Origin of the sequence: Borreliella americana (assembly GCF_021043605.1) — a bacterium.
Classification (GTDB): Bacteria; Spirochaetota; Spirochaetia; order Borreliales; family Borreliaceae; genus Borreliella; species Borreliella americana.
This window is the reverse complement of record NZ_JAJNFB010000001.1, coordinates 70,597-91,802: the sequence shown is the minus strand read 5'-3', so window position 1 is coordinate 91,802 and position 21,206 is coordinate 70,597. Positions and strand designations below refer to the sequence as shown.

The 21,206-nt window shown below is 31.4% G+C and carries 14 protein-coding genes, 2 tRNA genes and 3 rRNA genes; 12 read left to right on the top strand and 7 right to left on the bottom strand.

Features of this window, described 5'->3' with window-relative positions; genetic code table 11:
• Positions 1-56: 56 nt before the first annotated feature.
• On the bottom strand, positions 57-1,214 hold the full coding sequence (gene dnaN / locus LRB30_RS00400; protein ID WP_231013892.1) for a DNA polymerase III subunit beta: 1,158 nt from the start codon (positions 1,212-1,214) through the stop codon (positions 57-59).
• 246 nt (positions 1,215-1,460) lie between these two features.
• The gene (gene dnaA / locus LRB30_RS00395) at positions 1,461-2,918 is read right to left on the bottom strand and encodes a chromosomal replication initiator protein DnaA (protein WP_231013891.1); all 1,458 of its coding nucleotides are present in this window, start codon (positions 2,916-2,918) and stop codon (positions 1,461-1,463) included.
• 186 nt (positions 2,919-3,104) lie between these two features.
• Between dnaA and gyrB the strand changes: the two genes are divergently transcribed.
• The 3 genes from gyrB to LRB30_RS00380 all read left to right on the top strand — a co-directional run bounded on the left by gyrB (position 3,105) and on the right by LRB30_RS00380 (position 8,351).
• Positions 3,105-5,009: a DNA topoisomerase (ATP-hydrolyzing) subunit B gene (gyrB, locus tag LRB30_RS00390; protein ID WP_231013890.1), complete on the top strand. Its 1,905-nt coding sequence runs from the start codon at positions 3,105-3,107 to the stop codon at positions 5,007-5,009.
• Positions 5,010-5,020: 11 nt separating this feature from the next.
• Positions 5,021-7,453: a DNA topoisomerase (ATP-hydrolyzing) subunit A gene (gene gyrA / locus LRB30_RS00385; RefSeq protein ID WP_231013889.1), complete on the top strand. Its 2,433-nt coding sequence runs from the start codon at positions 5,021-5,023 to the stop codon at positions 7,451-7,453.
• A 115-nt stretch (positions 7,454-7,568) separates the two neighbouring features.
• Entirely contained in the window at positions 7,569-8,351 is a 783-nt protein-coding gene (locus LRB30_RS00380; protein WP_231013888.1) for a ParB/RepB/Spo0J family partition protein, read from the top strand.
• A 255-nt stretch (positions 8,352-8,606) separates the two neighbouring features.
• On the opposite strand, the gene LRB30_RS00375 is transcribed toward LRB30_RS00380, so the two are convergent.
• The 3 genes from LRB30_RS00375 to LRB30_RS00365 all read right to left on the bottom strand — a co-directional run bounded on the left by LRB30_RS00375 (position 8,607) and on the right by LRB30_RS00365 (position 10,790).
• Positions 8,607-9,320, bottom strand: a complete 714-nt coding sequence (locus LRB30_RS00375) for a hypothetical protein (RefSeq protein WP_231018602.1) — start codon at positions 9,318-9,320, stop codon at positions 8,607-8,609.
• Positions 9,321-9,322: 2 nt separating this feature from the next.
• Complete coding sequence (locus LRB30_RS00370; RefSeq protein ID WP_231014517.1) at positions 9,323-10,075, bottom strand: ParA family protein; 753 nt, start codon at positions 10,073-10,075, stop codon at positions 9,323-9,325.
• Between the two features lie 109 nt (positions 10,076-10,184).
• Positions 10,185-10,790 carry a YigZ family protein gene (locus LRB30_RS00365; protein ID WP_231014518.1) on the bottom strand — a complete coding sequence of 202 codons (606 nt, stop codon included), beginning with the start codon at positions 10,788-10,790 and terminating at the stop codon, positions 10,185-10,187.
• A gap of 113 nt (positions 10,791-10,903) precedes the next feature.
• On the opposite strand from LRB30_RS00365, the gene LRB30_RS00360 reads away from it, so the two are divergent.
• The gene (locus LRB30_RS00360; protein WP_008882668.1) at positions 10,904-11,293 is read left to right on the top strand and encodes a DUF1893 domain-containing protein; all 390 of its coding nucleotides are present in this window, start codon (positions 10,904-10,906) and stop codon (positions 11,291-11,293) included.
• A 28-nt stretch (positions 11,294-11,321) separates the two neighbouring features.
• Here the strand turns inward: LRB30_RS00360 and LRB30_RS00355 are convergent, their stop codons facing one another.
• Positions 11,322-11,639, bottom strand: coding sequence for a hypothetical protein (locus tag LRB30_RS00355; protein ID WP_231014519.1), 318 nt, complete (start codon positions 11,637-11,639; stop codon positions 11,322-11,324).
• Positions 11,640-11,828: 189 nt separating this feature from the next.
• On the opposite strand from LRB30_RS00355, the gene rsmI reads away from it, so the two are divergent.
• From rsmI to LRB30_RS00335, 4 genes are all read left to right on the top strand, one after another.
• The gene (rsmI, locus tag LRB30_RS00350; protein WP_231032095.1) at positions 11,829-12,524 is read left to right on the top strand and encodes a 16S rRNA (cytidine(1402)-2'-O)-methyltransferase; all 696 of its coding nucleotides are present in this window, start codon (positions 11,829-11,831) and stop codon (positions 12,522-12,524) included.
• A gap of 94 nt (positions 12,525-12,618) precedes the next feature.
• Complete coding sequence (locus LRB30_RS00345) at positions 12,619-13,167, top strand: 2'-deoxyribosyltransferase (protein WP_231014521.1); 549 nt, start codon at positions 12,619-12,621, stop codon at positions 13,165-13,167.
• A 212-nt stretch (positions 13,168-13,379) separates the two neighbouring features.
• Positions 13,380-14,915: ribosomal RNA gene (locus LRB30_RS00340) — 16S ribosomal RNA — on the top strand.
• Between the two features lie 171 nt (positions 14,916-15,086).
• Positions 15,087-15,160: transfer RNA gene (locus LRB30_RS00335), tRNA-Ala, on the top strand.
• Between the two features lie 639 nt (positions 15,161-15,799).
• On the opposite strand, the gene LRB30_RS00330 is transcribed toward LRB30_RS00335, so the two are convergent.
• Positions 15,800-15,873: transfer RNA gene (locus tag LRB30_RS00330), tRNA-Ile, on the bottom strand.
• A gap of 358 nt (positions 15,874-16,231) precedes the next feature.
• Between LRB30_RS00330 and LRB30_RS00325 the strand changes: the two genes are divergently transcribed.
• From LRB30_RS00325 to rrf, 4 genes are all read left to right on the top strand, one after another.
• A complete protein-coding gene (locus LRB30_RS00325) occupies positions 16,232-16,792 on the top strand; it encodes a DNA-3-methyladenine glycosylase (RefSeq protein WP_231014522.1) in 561 nt (186 codons plus the stop codon).
• Positions 16,793-16,925: 133 nt separating this feature from the next.
• Complete coding sequence (locus LRB30_RS00320) at positions 16,926-17,765, top strand: Cof-type HAD-IIB family hydrolase (protein ID WP_231014523.1); 840 nt, start codon at positions 16,926-16,928, stop codon at positions 17,763-17,765.
• A gap of 213 nt (positions 17,766-17,978) precedes the next feature.
• Positions 17,979-20,907, top strand: a 23S ribosomal RNA gene (locus LRB30_RS00315).
• Positions 20,908-20,930: 23 nt separating this feature from the next.
• Positions 20,931-21,041, top strand: a 5S ribosomal RNA gene (rrf, locus tag LRB30_RS00310).
• Positions 21,042-21,206: the final 165 nt, after the last annotated feature.

Here is a 21,206-nt window from a genome sequence, read left to right as displayed (position 1 = left end):
TTAAATAAACCTGGAAAAGCTTATTTTAATATTCAAAATAGCATCAATAATTCACCTTAACCTAAAGACATCGGCATTATCAAGTGCGTAAAATTAAAATTTTCAGGTTCACTCAATTTTAATACATTGCCCGAATTAAATTGTATTTCTATCTTTGAAGTTTCAAAAACGCTAATAGCTTCAACAAAATACGAAATATTAATAGCCATGACCTCATTTTCTCCATCATACAGATAGTTAGGATCTTTAATAAAAAATTCACCCTTTCTTCCAGTAATCAAATCTTCTCCAAGAAGTTTTAATTGCAGCTCAGAAAAAGTTAAAACCAACTTTCTTGACTTATCAACATATAAATTTACTCTAGCAAGTCTATCTTTTAGAATGCTTAGCGAAACTAAAGATTTATTTTTCTGTTCTTTGGGTATAATACTTTTGTAATCTGGATAATTACCATTAATTAGACTGCAAGCTATTTTATAATTATCAAACTCAACATAAAATTTTTTATCCGAAGACTTTATTTTAACTGCCCCTTCTCCTGACATAAGATGTTTTAAGAAATTAAATATTTTTACAGGAACTATAAAATTTATATCTTCTTCAACTATAACTTCCGTTTTACAAATAGACATTCTGTGACCATTAGTGGCAACAAGCAGTAATTTAGAATCTTCATCTTTTGAAAAATAAACACCATTTAGTACATTCTTGGATTCATCAAAATGTGCTGAAAAAGCTATTCTATTTATTACCTTTTTAAAAGATTTTTGTTTTACTTCAATTTCAAAAGTGTAATCTTCATTAAGCATATCATGGTTATAATTCTCTATTTCTTCGTATGAAAAAGTGGGTTCTTTTAAATAATCTTCATATTCTTCTTTTTCATCTTTTAATTCTCCCATAATTTCCAATTTACTGTTGTTCTCATTAAAAATTATTTTGATTTTCTTATAAAAACTGAATGCCTTTACTGCGTCACAGAAATTTGAAGCATTAATTAATACTTTAAAGTCTGCTTTTGAGACAATTGAAATTGTGCTTTCAAAAAATATATTTCTGTCTGTTGATTTGATTATGAGATTGGATTTTTTTACCTCCATTAACAATGCACTCCAAATATCATTCATATTCCTGTTCAATATTATTCCCTTTGCTTTTTCTATTTCATCTATAATTTGATTTGTTTCGCAAATAAAAAATGTGTTATGTAGCATAATGCCTCCTTATATATTGTATTACATTTTGTTTTTGAAAGATTTTATAGGTTTTGAATTTTTAATTTTTATAGATATTAGATATATAGTAGTAATAGTAGTAAGTCCTTGTTTGATTGTTTAATTGTATTTAATATTATGTAGTGCAATGAAATATCTTGTTTAATTATATGTTGTTTTTTGTTATTTTTTTGATAAATTATTTGTTTCAATTGTTTAAAAGAATTTTTGATTTTTCAATTAAGTTTAGTTTTTTTTTATTTTGTTCATAAGTTCTGTGATTAAATTGTTAATTTCTTTATCATTATTTCTGTCTCTATCTATTTTATTTATTGAATAAAGCACTGTTGAATGGGTTTTCCCTCCAATAATTTTCCCAATTTCAACTGTTGATAGCTCTGTAAAATTCCTTAAAAGGTATGCATAAATATGCCGAGCTTTTGTTATCTCTGGTTTTTTGCTATGCCCTTCAATATCCTTGTGTGTAATTTCCAGCTCTCTTAAGAGTATTTTTTTTATATTTTCGATATTAATTTTATTACTTTGTTCATTGGTTGTTTCTTTTTCGTAAATTATTATTTCTTTGATTATTTTTTCAACGATGTCAATGTCAATTTCTATATTGTCTAAATCTATATATGCTTTTAGTTTTGTTACAGCAGCTTCAAGGTCTCTTACATTGGTTGTAACTTTTTGAGCAACCAAATTTAGAATATTTTTAGGGACATTTATTCCATCCTCTTCTGCTTTTTTTTCAACAATAGCTACTCTGAGTTCAAAATTGGGTTTTGATATATCAACATTTAGTCCCCTTGTGAATCTACTTTTTAATCGATCTGTAAAATTTGTAAGCTCAGAAGGAGGGCGGTCACACGTAAATACCAATTGTTTATTGTCTTCATAAAGAGCATTAAATGTGTGAAAAAGCTCTTCTTGTATCCCCTCTTTTTTTTGTAAGTCGTGAATATCGTCTATAAGTAGCATGTCTAAATATCTGTATTTTTTTTTAAATTTTTTTGTTTCATGTGTTTTTATGCTTTCTACAAATTCATTTAAAAAATTTTCGGCAGTAACATATAATATCTTAAGGTTATGATGTAGTTCTTCTGTTTTATTTCCTATGCTTTGAAGCAAATGTGTTTTTCCAAGCCCAACCCCGCCATAAATTAGACATGGATTATATTTTTTTCCAGGATTTTTTGAGATTGACAAGCTGGCATTGTATGCAAGCTTATTGTTTTGCCCTATGATAAAATTTTCAAATGTATATCTTTTTTTAAGAAAGGGGTTTTTAAAATTTGTTGGCTCTTCTTCTTTTTTGATGTACATTTTTATACGATCTTGAATACTTTGGATTGGTTCTTTGGAGAGTGCTTTTTCTTTGAGCTTGTCGAAATTGGGAAAAGTTTCGTTAAAAGCCGTTTTTTTGCTTTCTTGTCTGTTGTAATGAATTTTGGGTGGTTGACTTGTAAATACAATGACTACATTATTGTAGCCATTTTTTGTGAGGATTTCTTTAATTTTTTTTGTAAATCTTTTTTCTATTTGATTTTTATGAAATAAATTTGGAGTAGATATTTTAATATTGTCTCCTGTTGATTCTAAAAAGTACAAATTTTCAAACCAGACATAAAATTCTTCTTCTGATAGTTCTTTTTTTATTTCTGTTAAAATCAAGCTCCATATATTTTTCGATTTTTCCATTTTTTGTCCTTGTTGGTTTTAGCACTATACTTTTAACATTATATAGTATAATGTTAAATTAGGATTCTATCTAAATTGTTTGTGAATTTTTAAAAGTTTTTAGTACTTTATATATAATAGATATTATTTTTTTTTTAATGTAAAATTTATTTGTGTCTAGATTTTGATTAAATGAATGGAAGGTTTATGAATTATGTTGCTAGTAACATTCAAGTTTTAAAAGGACTTGAGGCTGTTAGGAAAAGGCCTGGTATGTATATAGGCTCTGTTTCTGTTAATGGGTTGCACCATTTGGTTTATGAGGTGGTTGACAATAGCATTGATGAGGCTTTAGCTGGGTTTTGTGATAGAGTAGATGTTATTATAAATTTAGATAATACTATAACCGTAATTGATAATGGGAGAGGGATTCCTACCGATATTCATGAAGAAGAGGGTATTAGTGCCCTTGAACTTGTTTTAACAAAATTACATTCTGGTGGCAAGTTTAATAAAGGTACTTATAAAGTTTCTGGGGGGCTTCATGGCGTTGGAATTTCGGTTGTAAATGCGCTGTCATCGTTTTTAGAGGTTTATGTTAATAGAGATGGGAAAATTTTTAGGCAAACTTTTTCAAAAGGTATTCCAACCTCTAAAGTAGAAGTTGTGGGAGAATCTTCTGTTACAGGAACCAAAGTTACTTTTTTAGCGGATTCTGAAATTTTTGAAACTTTAGATTATAATTTTGATGTTCTTGAAAAAAGGCTTAAAGAACTTGCTTTTTTGAATGATAAAATACACGTTTCAATTGAAGATAAAAGAATTGGTAAAGAAAAATCTTCAAAATTTTATTTTGAGGGTGGAATAAAATCTTTTGTAGATTATTTAACCAATGACAGTAAAGTTTTTCAATCAGAACCCTATTATATTGACGGTTTTATTAATGATGTTATTGTTAATGTGGGACTTAAATGGACAGAAAGCTATTCAGACAATATTCTTTCTTTTGTTAATAATATTAATACAAGAGAAGGGGGGACTCATGTTATGGGTTTTAAAAGTGGACTTACTAAGGCTATGAATGAAGTTTTTAAAAATTCAAAAATTAGCAAAAAAGATATTCCAAATCTTACGGGAGATGATTTTAAAGAGGGGCTTACGGCTGTTATTTCTGTCAAAGTTCCAGAACCTCAATTTGAGGGTCAAACGAAGAGTAAGCTTGGTAATTCTGAGATAAGAAAAATAGTTGAGGTTGTTGTGTATGAGCAGTTATTGGAAATTATTAATTTAAATCCTTTAGAGATAGATACTATTCTAGGAAAAGCAATAAAAGCTGCTCGTGCTCGTGAAGCTGCAAGAAAAGCAAGAGAATCAGAAAGAAAAAAAAATGCATTTGAAAGCTTGGCATTGCCTGGAAAATTGGCTGATTGTGCCTCTAAAAATCCTTTAGAAAGAGAAATCTATATTGTAGAGGGTGATTCTGCAGGAGGAAGTGCTAAAATGGGTAGAAATAGATTTTTTCAGGCCATTTTGCCATTATGGGGGAAAATGCTTAATGTTGAGAAAACAAGAGAAGATAAGGTAATTACCAATGATAAGCTTATTCCCATAATTGCATCTCTTGGTGCAGGAGTTGGTAAAACTTTTGATATTAAAAAACTTCGTTATCACAAGATCATTATTATGGCTGATGCTGATGTCGATGGATCTCATATTAGAACTTTGCTTTTAGCTTTTTTCTTTAGATATATGAGAGATTTAATTGAAAATGGATATATATATATAGCCATGCCTCCTCTTTATAAAATAAAGTATGACAATCGTATTTATTATTTTTATGAAGAGAAAGAAAAAGAAAAATTTTTAGATTCTATTGAAACTAAAAATCGCAATAGTATTTCTCTTCAGAGATATAAAGGGCTTGGGGAGATGAATCCAACGCAGCTTTGGGAAACGACTATGGATCCTGCTAGAAGAAAAATGAGGTTGATGAATATAGATGATGCTATTGAAGCTGAAAAAACTTTTGTTACTCTTATGGGAGATTTGGTTGAGCCTAGAAAAGAATTTATTGAACAGAATGCACTTAATGTAATTAATCTTGATGTGTAATTGGAGAGTTAATGGCAGTTGGAGAAAATAAAGAACAAATATTAAATGTTAAGATAGAAGATGAAATAAAAACGTCTTATTTAAATTATGCAATGTCAGTTATTGTTTCCAGAGCCCTTCCAGATGTAAGAGATGGTCTTAAGCCAGTTCACAGGAGAATACTTTATTCTATGTATGAGATGGGACTTCATTCTGATAAAGCTTTTAAAAAAGCTGGTAGAATAGTGGGAGATGTTCTTGGGAAATATCATCCGCATGGAGATCAATCAATTTATGATGCTCTTGTAAGACTTGCTCAAGATTTTTCACTTAGATATCCTGTAATACGGGGGCAGGGAAATTTTGGATCTATTGACGGAGATCCTCCTGCTGCTATGCGATATACTGAAGCTAAAATGGAAAAAATAACTGAATATATTGTTAAGGATATAGACAAAGAGACTGTTAATTTTAAGTCTAATTATGATGATTCTTTAAGTGAGCCTGAGATTATGCCCGCATTATTTCCATTTCTTTTGGTAAATGGCTCTAGTGGAATTGCTGTTGGAATGGCTACTAATATGGCACCTCATAACTTAAGGGAAATTTGTGATGCTATTGTTTATATGTTGGATAACGAGAATGCCTCTATATTTGATTTGCTTAAGATAGTTAAAGGTCCCGATTTTCCAACTTTTGGAGAGATTGTTTATAATGATAATTTAATTAAAGCATACAAAACTGGCAAGGGAAGTGTTGTCATTAGGGCAAGATATCATATTGAAGAAAGAACAGAAGATAGAAATGCTATAATTGTTACAGAAATACCTTATACGGTAAATAAATCTACACTTCTTATGAAAGTTGCGTTTTTAGCAAAAGAAGAAAAGTTGGAAGGACTTTTAGACATAAGAGATGAATCTGATCGAGAAGGCATTAGAATAGTTCTTGAAGTCAAAAGAGGATTTGATCCTCATATTATTATGAACTTGCTTTATGAATATACTGAATTTAAAAAGCATTTTAGTATAAATAATTTAGCTCTTGTCAATGGTATTCCCAAACAGTTAAATTTAGAAGAATTATTATTTGAATTTATTGAGCATAGAAAAAATATTATCGAAAGACGTATTGAATTTGACTTAAAAAAGGCAAAAGAGAAAGCGCATGTTCTTGAGGGATTAAATATTGCTTTAAATAATATAGATGAGGTTATTAAGATTGTTAAATCATCTAAATTAGCAAAAGATGCAAAAGAGAAGCTTGTTTTAAATTTTGGTCTTTCAGATATTCAGGCCAATTCAGTTCTTGATATGAAGTTACAAAAACTTACAGCTCTTGAGCTTTTTAAGCTTGAAGAGGAGCTTAATGTGTTGTTAGGCTTAATAAAAGATTATGAAGATATTCTCTTGAATCCAGCAAGGATTATTAATATTATAAAAGAAGAAACTATTAATTTAGGTTTGAAATTTGGCGATGAACGTCGAACTAAAATAATTTATGATGAGGAGGTTTTAAAAACTAGTATGTCGGATTTAATGCAAAAAGAAAATATTGTTGTTATGCTTACAAAGAAAGGTTTTCTTAAAAGACTTTCACAAAATGAGTATAAATTGCAAGGTACGGGAGGAAAAGGTCTTAGTTCGTTTGATCTAAATGATGGAGATGAAATTGTTATTGCTTTGTGTGTCAATACTCATGATTATTTGTTTATGATTTCAAATGAAGGAAAGCTTTATTTAATCAATGCTTATGAAATAAAAGATTCTTCAAGAGCTTCAAAAGGTCAAAATATTAGTGATCTTATTAATTTGGGAGATCAAGAAGAAATATTAACTATTAAGAATAGTAAGGATTTTACTGATGATGCTTATTTGTTGCTTACAACTGCAAGTGGAAAGATAGCTAGATTTGAATCTACAGATTTTAAAGCAGTAAAGTCACGAGGTGTTATTGTTATTAAACTTAATGATAAAGATTTTGTTACGAGTGCAGAGATTGTTTTTAAGGATGAAAAAGTAATTTGTCTTTCTAAAAAGGGTAGTGCATTTATATTTAATTCAAGGGATGTTAGGCTTACTAATAGAGGTACCCAAGGTGTTTGTGGAATGAAATTAAAAGAAGGTGATTTGTTTGTTAAAGCTTTGGCGGTTAGAGAAAATCCCTACCTTTTGATTGTTTCTGAAAATGGGTATGGCAAAAGGTTAAGTATGTCTAAAATATCTGAGCTTAAAAGAGGAGCCACTGGTTATACTAGTTATAAAAAATCTGATAAAAAGGCGGGTAGTGTTGTTGATGCTATAGCAGTTTCAGAGGATGATGAAATCTTGCTTGTAAGTAAACGTTCAAAAGCTTTAAGAACAGTAGCTGGAAAAGTATCTGAACAAGGTAAAGATGCTAGAGGAATTCAAGTATTATTTCTTGATAATGATAGCTTGATTTCTGTTTCAAAATTTATTAAATAAAGAATTGATTTTTTTATTTAAGGATGTTCCACGTGGAACATCCTTTTTTTATTTTTAAATTGTAATTCGATATTATAACCTGGTAAAATTTTGTGTTGTAGGAGGTTCTGATAATATGGATGGAGTTTTTAAAATGATAGATATTCATCTTTTAGATATTGATAATGATCAGCCAAGGAAATCTGTTAGTCTTGTTGAATTAGAAGAACTAAGTATTTCCATCAAAGAAAATGGAATTTTGCAACCTTTGATTGTTTGTAAAGCAAATGATAGATATAAAATAATAGTAGGAGAAAGAAGGTTTAGGGCTGCTAAGCTTATTCAGATGACAAATATTCCTGTTATCGAGGTTAAAATAAAAGAATCCTATAGAGATTTTATGCCCTTGGTTGAAAATATTCAAAGAGAAAATTTTACTCCTGTTGAGGAGGCTTATGCCTATAAAAATGTAATGAATAAATATTCTTTAACTCAAAAGGATTTGTCTGAAAAAATTGGCAAAAGTAGGACCTATATTTCAAATTTAGTTAGGATTTTAGATCTTGAGCAAGAAATATTAAATGCAATACATAGGAAAGAAATTTCTTTTGGGCATGCTAAAGTTATTTTATCCTTAAAAGATAGACAAGACAGGTATAATCTTTATTTAATGATACTTAAAAAAAAAATTTCTGTAAGGGATGCAGAAAAATATGTTAAAAATTTTTCAAAATCCATAGTAAAAAAAAGAGAACTAGAACAAGATCCTTTTTTAAACACTATAAAAGAATTTCTATTTGATAAAATTCAAACAAAAATAGATATTAAAGGGAATCAAAATAAAGGTAAAATAGAGATAGAGTATTTTACTTCGAGTGATTTAAAAAGGATTGTTTCCTTTTTTGGCCATAGTAGCTAAATTATTTTTATAATTTAAAGATTGCAAAATATATTTTCTTAATTTTATAAGAGTTTTTATTTCTAGGCATTTGTCACAATACATAAATTTTTCAAACTTGTTTTAAAATTGTTTAATTTTTTAAAAATTGAGCTTTAAATGAAAGACAAAGTCTATATTTTTTATTTGTAGTTAAATTTAAAAGCAAAAAAATAATATTTAAAAAACAAACAATAAGAATATATTTTATATATTCTTATTGTTTCAGTTATAAATTTAGATAGAATTATTTTTAATATAATTTATTTTTTTCTTTATTTCTAAAATAGAATGAAACAATAATTTCAAGTTGTCTTGTCTTAATTTGTTAAATTCGATATTTTTAAATTCTTTTATATTTTTTAATATAAAATCCAGTGTTTCTTTTATGTCATTTTCATATTTTTCGTTTTTATTAAGTAATGATTTGCGTGAATCTTTTAAATTAAAACTTTTTTTATAAACAATTTTAAATTCTTTTAAAGAATTTATTTTTCCATTTAGAACTTCGGTTTTTAAAATAGGGGGACAAGATTTTTTAGATATTTCATATGATAATGATAAAGGCAATTTTTCTATAGTTAGCCGCTTGTCGGAATTTTCGATAAGCAGATTGTATCTTGATATTAAGGAGTAAACCTTATCTTTTTTAAATCCCATGCTTTTAAACCACCGATAAAAAAGCCCGTTATATTGATTATTTCCTTTTAATTTCTCTTGAACATCTTTGAGTATTTTTCCAATTTTTGTATAAGTGTTGTTAAAAATATTGAAAATCTCATATTGCTTTTTTTTTAAGAACTCAGAAATATCTTTATCTAGTTTATTGTAGTCGAATTCTTTTTTTTCGATCGAAATAATTTCTTTTTTTTCAATATTTTCCGAATTGTTTGAAGATGTTTCTAATTTTTTACCCATTAGAAACATTAAAGTTTCTAAATTATCAGACATAATTATTCCTTAATTTTGTTTATTATCTCTTTTGAGAGCTCTAAGAAATCTTTTGCAGCATTGCTTTCTTTATCATATTCATATACAGGCATTTTTGCTTCTTGAGATTTCGAAATAGTTATATTTTTCCTTATTTTTGTATTTAAAAGCTTTTCTTTAAAAACTTTTTTTAACGAGCTTACATATTTTTCTTTACTTTTATTCCTTATGTCGTATTTATTTATAAAAACACCCGCAATCTCTAAATTTTCATTTATTTGCTTCACAGTATTTATTGTATCTATTAGTTGATTTATGCCCTCAAATGCAAAAAATTCCGTTTCAATTGGTATTAACAAGTAATTGCTTGCAATAAGGGCGTTTATAGTTAATATTGAAAGTGCGGGAGGGCAGTCGATAATAATAAAATCATATTTATCTTTTTCATACAGTTTTAATGCATTTTTTAAAAAATTTTCTCTTGAAAGTTCATTTATTAATTCTTTTTCGAGCAAAGCCAATTTAATACTAGAAGGAATTATGTCTAATTTAAAATGATTTAAAGGGGTAACCTTTATTTTTTTACTAATAAGTTCATAACTTGAGTTTACGGCTATATGCTCTGAGGTGTTTGTGCCGCTAGTAGAGTTTCCTTGTGAATCAATATCTATTAGAAGAATTTTTTTATCAAGCAGGGTCATTGAATAAGAAATATTAATGGCGCTTGTGGTTTTTCCTACGCCTCCTTTTTGATTGATTACAGATATTATTTTCATATAAATTGTCTCTTTTTATTTAGTTTTGTTTTTATATTTTAAAGCATAAATGATAAAAATAATAATACTTTAAATTAGTTTTTAAATATTTGATTATTTGACATGCATATTATTCTATATTAAAATTTAAAATTTCTTGAATTAAGCCATTTTCTATAAAAAATTCCGATATTTTTTTTTTATTTTTTGTTTTGAATTTAATTGAAGTGTTTATTTTGTTTAAAAAGTTTGAATCTATTATTTCTATTTCAAGTCTATTTTTCATTTTTAATAGTGCATTGTATTGGCTGTAAGTTAAATTTAAGCTTAAAGTTTCTAGTTCCTCTTTTTCTATTATGGATGTATTATTAATAACTTCTTTGGCAGAGTTGTAATATGCTTTGATTAATCCCCCTCTTCCAAGTAAAGTTCCTCCAAAATATCGTAATGTGATTATTAAGGTATCAGTTAAATTGTTGTTTATTATTGCATCCAATGTAGGTTTCCCTGCTGTTAAATTAGGCTCTCTGTCATCACTCATTCCATTTAGAAATGAATTCTTGTTTCCGATTCTAAATCCATAAACCACGTGCGTAGCATTTTTAAATTTTATTTTGTATTTTTTAATAGTTTTATTTATATCGTATTTTTTTTCAATATTAAAAATATATGAAACAAAGATGGATTTCTTTATTTCAATTTTAGAATTATTATTGTTTTTTGGCACAAATATCATATAACGTAAGTATACTATCTTTTTAGATATTGCAGTATTTATTGTTTATGTATATTATTAATAGTGTTTGTTTTTATTATTGATTGTTAGAGATATCCAGAAAAGAGGTAAAAATGATATCAGGCTTGAATCCAACATTAAGGTTATTTAAAGATCATAAAATACTTTATTCTAACATGGAAAGAGGATTGAAGCCTCTTTTAGAAGTAGATAATTTTATCAATAAGTATATCCAGAATAAAGAAGGGCTTGAAATTTATGATAAAGTCGTGGGCAAGGCAGCAGCCGTTATTATTTATAATATAGGGCTTCAAAATGTTCAAGCCGGGGTTGTTTCTCAACCAGCAAAGGATTTTTTAGAAAGCAGAGGAATAAAAGTGACTTATAAAAAATTGGTAGAAAAAATAAATGACAGGGCAGAAAGCTTGATTGAAAGCTTAGAAAATCCTGAAGAGGTTTATAAGTATATGATTAAAAGAGGCATTATAGTTAATAATTTATAAAGTATGAAAATAATTGGGTATGTTTTAGCTAATTATGTGACTTTGAGTATACAGTGATAATTAGGGCTATGTTGTATATTAATATTATTAAATTTCCCCAATTTAGGTAAAAATTGCTTTTATCGTAATTAAAAATCCAAATTCCAGCATAAACACCCAAAAATCCTCCTATGGAAGATGTAAACATGATTAAATTGGGCTCGATTGTATGTTGATTAATTTTGCTTTGATTTTCTTTGGCATCGGGTTGTTCGGTAAATCTGCTGTCAATAAAAATCATAGCAAAACCTGCAAGAGTAATGCATAGAAAATAGATCATAAATATTTTTCTAATTAATGCAAACATAAATTTTACCTTTCTTTCAGCTTTTAATCGTTAATACTTAATGATATAACTAAATGTAATACAAAAGCAAGCATTTTGATAGACATATACAATATAACTTATGTCTTATTCTTGTATTTGATGAATAAGGGGTTTTAGACTTTTGTCATTAATAAAAATGCTTTTAATATATTTTATTTATTTTTGTGTTTGGAGGCATTAGAGGGAGCTGTGTTATATATTGTTGGTACGCCAATAGGCAATTTAGAAGATATTACCTATAGAGCAATTGATGTTTTAAAATCGGTAAATGTTATCTTTGCAGAAGATACGAGAGTCACTAGCAAGCTTTTGTTGCGATATAAAATTAATAAAAAAATGATTTCTTGTAATTCCGTAACAGAAAGTAAGAAGATAGACTTGCTATTGAATTATTTGTCAAAAGGAAATTCTGTTGCTTTTGTTAGTGATGCTGGTACTCCGGGGCTTAGTGATCCTGGTAGCTTATTAGTTGCTGCTGCTTTTAGAGATGGATACAAAGTTTGTCCAATTCCTGGAGTAAGTTCTTTTAATACAATTGTAAGTGTTAATCCTTTTAGAGATAAATCAGTTTTTTTTGAGGGATTTTTGCCCAACAAAGGTCTTAAAAGATTTAAAAGAATTGCTGAGCTATACAAAAGGGGAGATGCTTTTGTTCTGCTTGAATCTAGTCATAGAATTTTAAAATTACTTGTTGAAATTTCTTCTGTTAGTTTAGATGCGAAGGTTCTTATTGGTCGCGAGATGACAAAAATTTATGAAGAATATCAAATTGGCAAACCATTAGAATTGAAAAAGTATTTTGAATCGAGCAAGGAGAAGATTAAAGGAGAGTTTACTATTTTAGTCAGCAGAAATCGTTCATAGTAAATATTTTCTACCTAGATTTCAAAAATTTATTTATTGTTGATTTTACCCGATTGATTTATTGTGTTATACTTGAATTTTGATAGGGGTTTTTATGAAGATTTATTTAGCTTCTCCATTTTTTAAGGAAGAGGAAATTAAACTAAGGGATGAGGTTTTAAAATTTCTTGAAGAGTTTAATTTAGATGTATTTTCTCCAGAGCATCATGCTGTCAAAAAGATGGGATTGCTCGAGAAGGTTGATTATAGGTTTGCAAATAGAGATATAAGAGAGAAGATAAGAGAAATAGATTTAAAAGAGCTAGTTAGTAGCGATATTGTTTTAGCCTTGGTTAACTATGTTGATGCAGGTACGGCCTATGAAAGAGGATTTGCCTTTGCCAAAAAAATACCAAGTATAGATTTTTTTAAAGATAAACAAGATTCTGATTTTTATAATTTAATGTATAGTGATTGTACTGCTGCTTTTTCTAATTACAAGGACCTTGGGGAGGGAATATTAACCTTTAAAGAATTGTGGATTAAGTTTAAAGGAGATAATGAAAATTTCAGAACCTTTTTTGATTATTTAAAAGCTAAATTGGGAAATAAATTAAAAAAAATTTTTACAACTTTACCTGTTAATGAAAAGTGTGGTTGTTAATGTTTTTATCGTGCTTTATTAATAAAAATTTATTTTTTATATTTTATATTAATAAAATAATGCAAAGGTATTGACAATATGATTCTTCTTTTGTTACAGTATTAAAGGTTGAAATGATTATTGGAAGATGAGAGAAGGGAAGAGTTAAGTAAGGTTAAAAGCCAAAAGAATAAACAAAACCTGTTAATTTTTTTAAATAAAAAAATATAAGAATAACGAAGAGTTTGATCCTGGCTTAGAACTAACGCTGGCAGTGCGTCTTAAGCATGCAAGTCAAACGGGATGTAGCAATACATTCAGTGGCGAACGGGTGAGTAACGCGTGGATGATCTACCTATGAGATGGGGATAACTATTAGAAATAGTAGCTAATACCGAATGAGGTCAATTAATTTGTTAATTGATGAAAGGAAGCCTTTAAAGCTTCGCTTGTAGATGAGTCTGCGTCTTATTAGCTAGTTGGTAGGGTAAATGCCTACCAAGGCGATGATAAGTAACCGGCCTGAGAGGGTGAACGGTCACACTGGAACTGAGATACGGTCCAGACTCCTACGGGAGGCAGCAGCTAAGAATCTTCCGCAATGGGCGAAAGCCTGACGGAGCGACACTGCGTGAATGAAGAAGGTCGAAAGATTGTAAAATTCTTTTATAAATGAGGAATAAGCTTTGTAGGAAATGACAAAGTGATGACGTTAATTTATGAATAAGCCCCGGCTAATTACGTGCCAGCAGCCGCGGTAATACGTAAGGGGCGAGCGTTGTTCGGGATTATTGGGCGTAAAGGGTGAGTAGGCGGATATATAAGTCTATGCATAAAATACCACAGCTCAACTGTGGAGCTATGTTGGAAACTATATGTCTAGAGTCTGATAGAGGAAGTTAGAATTTCTGGTGTAAGGGTGGAATCTGTTGATATCAGGAAGAATACCGGAGGCGAAGGCGAACTTCTGGGTCAAGACTGACGCTGAGTCACGAAAGCGTAGGGAGCAAACAGGATTAGATACCCTGGTAGTCTACGCTGTAAACGATGCACACTTGGTGTTAACTAAAAGTTAGTACCGAAGCTAACGTGTTAAGTGTGCCGCCTGGGGAGTATGCTCGCAAGAGTGAAACTCAAAGGAATTGACGGGGGCCCGCACAAGCGGTGGAGCATGTGGTTTAATTCGATGATACGCGAGGAACCTTACCAGGGCTTGACATATATAGGATATAGTTAGAGATAATTATTCCCCGTTTGGGGTCTATATACAGGTGCTGCATGGTTGTCGTCAGCTCGTGCTGTGAGGTGTTGGGTTAAGTCCCGCAACGAGCGCAACCCTTGTTATCTGTTACCAGCATGTAATGGTGGGGACTCAGATAAGACTGCCGGTGATAAGTCGGAGGAAGGTGAGGATGACGTCAAATCATCATGGCCCTTATGTCCTGGGCTACACACGTGCTACAATGGCCTGTACAAAGCGAAGCGAAACAGTGATGTGAAGCAAAACGCATAAAGCAGGTCTCAGTCCGGATTGAAGTCTGAAACTCGACTTCATGAAGTTGGAATCGCTAGTAATCGTATATCAGAATGATACGGTGAATACGTTCTCGGGCCTTGTACACACCGCCCGTCACACCACCCGAGTTGAGGATACCCGAAGCTATTATTCTAACCCGTAAGGGAGGAAGGTATTTAAGGTATGTTTAGTGAGGGGGGTGAAGTCGTAACAAGGTAGCCGTACTGGAAAGTGCGGCTGGATCACCTCCTTTCTAAGAGAAAGATAAACTAAGGCTAATTCCATTAACTCTTCCCTATTCTTTTCTTTTGATAAAAGGACTTTTAAAGTCAATGTTATTTTTGCAAGTTTAAAAAATTTTGTGTGTTAAATTTTTTATTGTTGGCATTAAAGAGTTTTATTAAACTTAAGCTTAGATCATTTTGGGGGTTTAGCTCAGTTGGCTAGAGCATCGGCTTTGCAAGCCGAGGGTCAAGGGTTCGAGTCCCTTAACCTCCATTGGGCATGTGTCTTGAATTGTGATTCATTATGCTTTCAAGTACTTTTATTAAAGTAGTTATTGGAATGTAAAACAGAGTAATTTAAGATTTCTGGGTTAAAGTTGGGATCTGCCTGTTGATATTAATAAGAATGCCTAGAAGCGAAGGCAAACTTTTGATAACAAGCGGATTTGTTGCTCTATAGTACAAGGATTGAGCAGTATTATATTTTCCAACAGCCTATTCTATAAACGAACTACATTTATTACCAGCTTTTAGTTAAGAATTGATGTGGATTTCCAGTTGTGGTGTTGGGGGGGTAAGCATTGTAGCGAGCCGTCACCCTTGTTATCTTTACCAGTATGTAAGGATATTCTGGACAAGACTGTTAATTATAAGTTGGAGGAAAGCCAAGTTTGGGCTAAATCAGCATGTTTCTTGTGCCCTAGATTATAAGCTTTTGCCGCAATAGTCTAAAAAAGCCAATTAAAATACCATAAATCAGATTTCAGTTTGAATTTGCCTGGTACTCGATGCTATGAAGTTGGAATCGCTAGTAATTAGTATATGCTTTAATATAGAAATTTAATAAAATTTTGATGTTTTTATTAATTATAGCTTAAAGTAGTACTTCAGTATTTAAAACGATAAAATACATTGGGACCAGGATGAGTTGAACATCCGACCTCAGGTTTATCAGACCTGCGCTCTAACCACCTGAGCTATGATCCCTTAAGCATATCAATCCTTTTCAAATTTTATTTAAATCTTATGACTTTGTCAATATCTCTTATATCTTTTCAAGATACAAGAGATATTGCATATAGTTTATAATTTTTTATATATTTATCAATGCCCAATAGTTTATAATTTGATTAGCATTTTCGTATAAGCCGATTTAATCTTAATTAGTTCAACTTTTTAATTAAAAAAATTATTAATCAACCAAGAATTTATTAAAAATATGTATTTATTGGTTGATTAAATGATTTAAGCTTTTATTTTTATTCTGGGCAATATGCTTTTATGTTTTACATATGTGTTTTGGTAGTAATTTTTATTATTATTATATTGTTTTAAAATTGAGTTTATGGATCGATATTTTTTTTTGCAAGATGCCACTACTGTTGCAAAGTTATTGCTTGGTAATTTGTTGATCAGAAAGATTGGCAAAGAGGAAATAGTTACCAGAATCGTTGAAACGGAAGCTTATATGGGGATAACGGATAGTGCTTGTCATTCTTATGGTGGGAAGATAACAAATCGCACAAATGTTATGTATAGCATAGGAGGCTATTCTTATGTGTATATAATATATGGTATGCATTATATGTTTAATATTGTGACTGCGAATAAAAATAGTCCCCAATCTGTTTTAATCAGAAGTGTAGAGCCTATTTCTCCAGTATTGGGAGAGAAAACTATTCTTACTAATGGTCCTGGAAAACTTACAAAATTTTTAAACATTGATTTAACTTTTAATAAAGTTGATCTTATTGGGAATAATGAACTTTTTTTACAAAGAGGTTTGAATCTAGATTTTAATATAGTTTGTTCAAAAAGAATCAATATTGATTATGCACAAGAGAGTGATATAAACAAGCTTTGGAGATTTTATATCAAAGATAACAAATTTGTTTCAGGGCGTTGATTTTCATTTAAATATATTTTTTTAAAAATTTTTTAAAAAATAATATTATCAAATTTGATTATTTTATGCTTTAGGAATAATTTACTGAGAATAAATTATTTGTGATAGTATACTTTAAAAGAGAGATTTATATATGAATTCTAATTATAAAAGATATAAAATGCTAGTTTTTGACCTTGATGGCACTTTATTGAACAATAATCATGAGATTGCCTTTTTAACTCTTGAGGTTCTTTTGGCTTTGGAGAAAGATTTTAAAATAATTATTGCAACCGGCAGAAGATTGATTGAAGTTAAAAATATTAGGAGTCAATTAAAAGAAATTGGTATTAATGAAAATTATCTTGTAACGGCCAATGGGGCTGAAGTGTTTTTGCAAGAAAATTTAATTTTTAGACATGCAATGAGTTATGGCTTAGCACAAAAAATTCTCAAGATATATACAGACAGTGTTGATATCAATCTTTATGCTTTTGATACTTGGTATTCTAATGCAGATGTTAAAAGTCCCATTATGAAACATTTTATTAAGGATTTGGGCTTAAATGTTATTATTGGAGATTTGACTAAACTAAACGTTGATTCTGTTTCTAAGATTGTTTATTATTGTGACGATTTGGCAATTCTTAATAAACTTGACAATGAGATTAGGAGTAAAGATTTTAAGGACATAAGAGTGTTCTTTTCTTCTAAAGATTTATTAGAGGTTACCAATATTAATGCCAACAAATATAATGCTATTAAAAATATTGCTTTTTTTGAAAACATTCCGTTGTGTGATGTTTTGGCTTTTGGAGATAATAATAATGATTATGAGATGCTCAAATATCTTGGCAAGGGAGTTGTAATGAAAAATGCTAATGAATTTCTTAAAATTAATTTATCAAATAATGAAATAACAAGATTTAGCAATAATGAGGATGGTGTTGCTAAGTTTTTAATTAATTTTTTTGAGCTTAATATTAAATATTAATAATTTATATTTTAATATTTAATATATTTAATATATTTGATTTATTTTTAGCAGGGTTTTCTATTTAAAATATAAATTTTTTACTTGTAATGTATATTTGTGAATTTATTTATTAAAATATTAGAATAAGTATTGACATGGATTAAACAAAGATATATATTATTTTATGTTGCATAAACAAATTGGCAAAATAGAGATGGAAGATAAAAATATGGTCAAAGTAATAAGAGTCTATGGTGAATGCCTAGGAGCTTTAAGGCGAAGAAGGTCGTGGTAAGCTGCGAAAAGCTTGGGGGAGAAGCAAACATTTATTGATCCCAAGATTACCGAATGGAGTAATCCAGCTAGCAAGATGCTAGCTATCTATTATTCAAGTAATAGAGGCGATACCAGGGGAAGTGAACCATCTAAGTACCCTGAGGAAAAGAAATCAAAGAGATTCCCTTAGTAGTGGCGAGCGAAAAGGGAGTAGCCCAAACTTTAAATGTGTCAAGTTGCAGAGCGTTGCATTTAGGGGGTTGTAGGACGTTTAGGCTTAGTCTGTAATAAGCAAAAAAGTTACAAAATATTTATATAGAAGAATAATCTGGAAAGTTTAACCAAAGAAGGTGATAGTCCTGTAATTTAAATGTAAATATCTTTTTAAAATGTTCCTGAGTAGGACGAGGCACGAGAAACCTTGTTTGAAGCTGGGGAGACCACTCTCCAAGGCTAAATACTAAAAAGCTACCGATAGAGAAGAGTACCGTGAGGGAAAGGTGAAAAGAACCCCGGGAGGGGAGTGAAATAGAACTGAAACCGTAGACTTACAAGCAGTCAAAGCCGTAATTTATTGCGGTGATGGCGTGCCTTTTGCATAATGAACCTGCGAGTTATCATGTCTAGCAAGATTAAAGCATGGAAGTGCTGGAGTCGAAGCGAAAGCGAGTCTTAAAAGGGCGATTTAGTTAGATGTGGTAGACCCGAAGCCGAGTGATCTATTTATGGCCAGGCTGAAGCTTGGGTAAAACCAAGTGGAGGGCCGAACTCTAGTCTGTTTAAAAAGGCAGGGATGAGCTGTGAATAGGAGTGAAAGGCTAAACAAACTCGGAGATAGCTGGTTCTCCCCGAAATGGATTTAAGTTCAGCCTTATTTTAGTTTAATAGAGGTAGAGCACTAATTGAGCTAGGGCCTGTCAAAGGGTACCAAACTCAGTTAAACTCCGAATGCTATTAAATGATGAATAGGAGTGAGACTATGGGCGATAAGGTTCATAGTCGAGAGGGAAACAACCCAGACCAACAGCTAAGGTCTCAAAAATGTGTTAAGTGGAAAAGGAGGTTTAGGTACGTAAACAGCCAGGAGGTTGGCTTAGAAGCAGCCATACCTTTAAAGAGTGCGTAATAGCTCACTGGTCGAGTACTTAAGCGCCGATAATGTAACGGGGCTAAACACATTACCGAAGCTTTGGATCTTAACGAAAGTTGAGATGGTAGGGGAGCGTTCTGTAAGCCAGAGAAGTTAAACTGGAAAGTTTGATGGAGGTATCAGAAGCGAGAATGCAGGTATGAGTAACGAAAAAATGGGTGAGATTCCCATTCGCCGAAAACCTAAGGGTTCCTGGGTAAAGGTCGTCTTCCCAGGGTTAGTCGGCCCCTAAGGCAAAGCTGAAAAGTGTAGTCGATGGGAAACGGGTTAATATTCCCGTACCTCTTATAGTTTCGATGGAGTGACGCATGAGGTTAACTACTGCTAGGCGATGGTTGTCCTAGTTTAAGCATTAAGGTGATGATCTTGATAGGAAAATCCGTTAAGAGAGCTAAGATGTGATGATGAGTGCTATTTAGGTAGCATGAAATGTAGGTAGTCAAGGTGCCAAGAAATAACTTCTAAGGTTAGGCTATAAGGGACCGTACCGCAAACCGACACAGGTAGGTGGGATGAAAATTCTAAGGCGCGCGAGAGAATCCACGTTAAGGAACTCTGCAAAATACGTACGTAACTTCGGGATAAGTACGACCTAAGCAATTAGGTAGCATAAAAATGGTCCAAACGACTGTTTACCAAAAACACAGGTCTCTGCAAATCTGTAAAGAGAAGTATAGGGACTGACACCTGCCCGGTGCTGGAAGGTTAAGAGGAGATGTTAGTTTATTCGAAGCATTGAATTTAAGCCCCAGTAAACGGCGGCCGTAACTATAACGGTCCTAAGGTAGCGAAATTCCTTGTCGGGTAAGTTCCGACCCGCACGAATGGTGTAACGATTTGGACGCTGTCTCAACGTGGAGCTCGGTGAAATTGAAGTATCGGTGAAGATGCCGATTACTTGTGGTTAGACGGAAAGACCCCGTGAACCTTTACTATAGCTTGGTATTGAGATTTGATTAAATATGTGTAGGATAGGTGGGAGACTTTGAAGCTATCTCGTTAGGGGTAGTGGAGTCAATCTTGAAATACCACCCTTGTTTAATTAGGTTTCTAACTTATAGAAATATGAGGAGAGTGCCAGGTGGGTAGTTTGACTGGGGCGGTCGCCTCCTAAAGAGTAACGGAGGTGCGCAAAGGTTACCTTAGAGTGGTTGGAAATCACTTTGTAAGTGTAAAGGCATAAGGTAGCTTAACTGTAAGACTGACAAGTCGAACAGATACGAAAGTAGGTCTTAGTGATCTGGCGGTGGCAAGTGGAAGCGCCGTCACTTAACGAATAAAAGGTACTCCGGGGATAACAGGCTTATCCTTCCCAAGAGTTCACATCGACGGAAGGGTTTGGCACCTCGATGTCGGCTCATCGCATCCTAGGGCTGGAGCAGGTCCTAAGGGTATGGCTGTTCGCCATTTAAAGCGGTACGCGAGCTGGGTTCAGAACGTCGTGAGACAGTTTGGTCCCTATCTGCCACAAGCGTTGGATATTTGAGAGGAGCTATCTTTAGTACGAGAGGACCGAGATGGACGAACCTCTAGTGTACCAGTTATCCTGCCAGGGGTAAGTGCTGGGTAGCTACGTTCGGAAAGGATAACCGCTGAAAGCATCTAAGTGGGAAGCCTTCCTCAAGATGAGATATCCTTTAAGGGTTCTGGAAGAATACCAGGTTGATAGGTTAGAAGTGTAAGTATAGTAATATATTAAGCTGACTAATACTAATTACCCGTATCTTTGGCCATATTTTTGTCTTCCTTGTAAAAACCCTGGTGGTTAAAGAAAAGAGGAAACACCTGTTATCATTCCGAACACAGAAGTTAAGCTCTTGTTCGCTGATGGTACTGCGAGTTCGCGGGAGAGTAGGTTATTGCCAGGGTTTTTATTTTTATACTTTAAATTTTATTTTTATGTTATTTAAATATTTGTGTTTTTAAATGTGTTATTTAAATAACATAAAAAATAAAATATATATTGACATGGATTAAACAAAGATATATATTATTTTATGTTGCATAAACAAATTGGCAAAATAGAGATGGAA

Excerpts from the sequence above, each read along its gene's own strand:
- dnaN (WP_231013892.1), bottom strand. The coding sequence starts at position 1,214 with ATGCTACATAACACATTTTTTATTTGCGAAACAAATCAAATTATAGAT.
- dnaA (WP_231013891.1), bottom strand. The coding sequence starts at position 2,918 with ATGGAAAAATCGAAAAATATATGGAGCTTGATTTTAACAGAAATAAAA.
- gyrB (WP_231013890.1), top strand. The coding sequence starts at position 3,105 with ATGAATTATGTTGCTAGTAACATTCAAGTTTTAAAAGGACTTGAGGCT.
- gyrA (WP_231013889.1), top strand. The coding sequence starts at position 5,021 with ATGGCAGTTGGAGAAAATAAAGAACAAATATTAAATGTTAAGATAGAA.
- LRB30_RS00380 (WP_231013888.1), top strand. The coding sequence starts at position 7,569 with ATGGATGGAGTTTTTAAAATGATAGATATTCATCTTTTAGATATTGAT.
- LRB30_RS00375 (WP_231018602.1), bottom strand. The coding sequence starts at position 9,320 with ATGTCTGATAATTTAGAAACTTTAATGTTTCTAATGGGTAAAAAATTA.
- LRB30_RS00370 (WP_231014517.1), bottom strand. The coding sequence starts at position 10,075 with ATGAAAATAATATCTGTAATCAATCAAAAAGGAGGCGTAGGAAAAACC.
- LRB30_RS00365 (WP_231014518.1), bottom strand. The coding sequence starts at position 10,790 with ATGATATTTGTGCCAAAAAACAATAATAATTCTAAAATTGAAATAAAG.
- LRB30_RS00360 (WP_008882668.1), top strand. The coding sequence starts at position 10,904 with ATGATATCAGGCTTGAATCCAACATTAAGGTTATTTAAAGATCATAAA.
- LRB30_RS00355 (WP_231014519.1), bottom strand. The coding sequence starts at position 11,639 with ATGTTTGCATTAATTAGAAAAATATTTATGATCTATTTTCTATGCATT.
- LRB30_RS00345 (WP_231014521.1), top strand. The coding sequence starts at position 12,619 with ATGAAGATTTATTTAGCTTCTCCATTTTTTAAGGAAGAGGAAATTAAA.
- LRB30_RS00325 (WP_231014522.1), top strand. The coding sequence starts at position 16,232 with ATGGATCGATATTTTTTTTTGCAAGATGCCACTACTGTTGCAAAGTTA.
- LRB30_RS00320 (WP_231014523.1), top strand. The coding sequence starts at position 16,926 with ATGAATTCTAATTATAAAAGATATAAAATGCTAGTTTTTGACCTTGAT.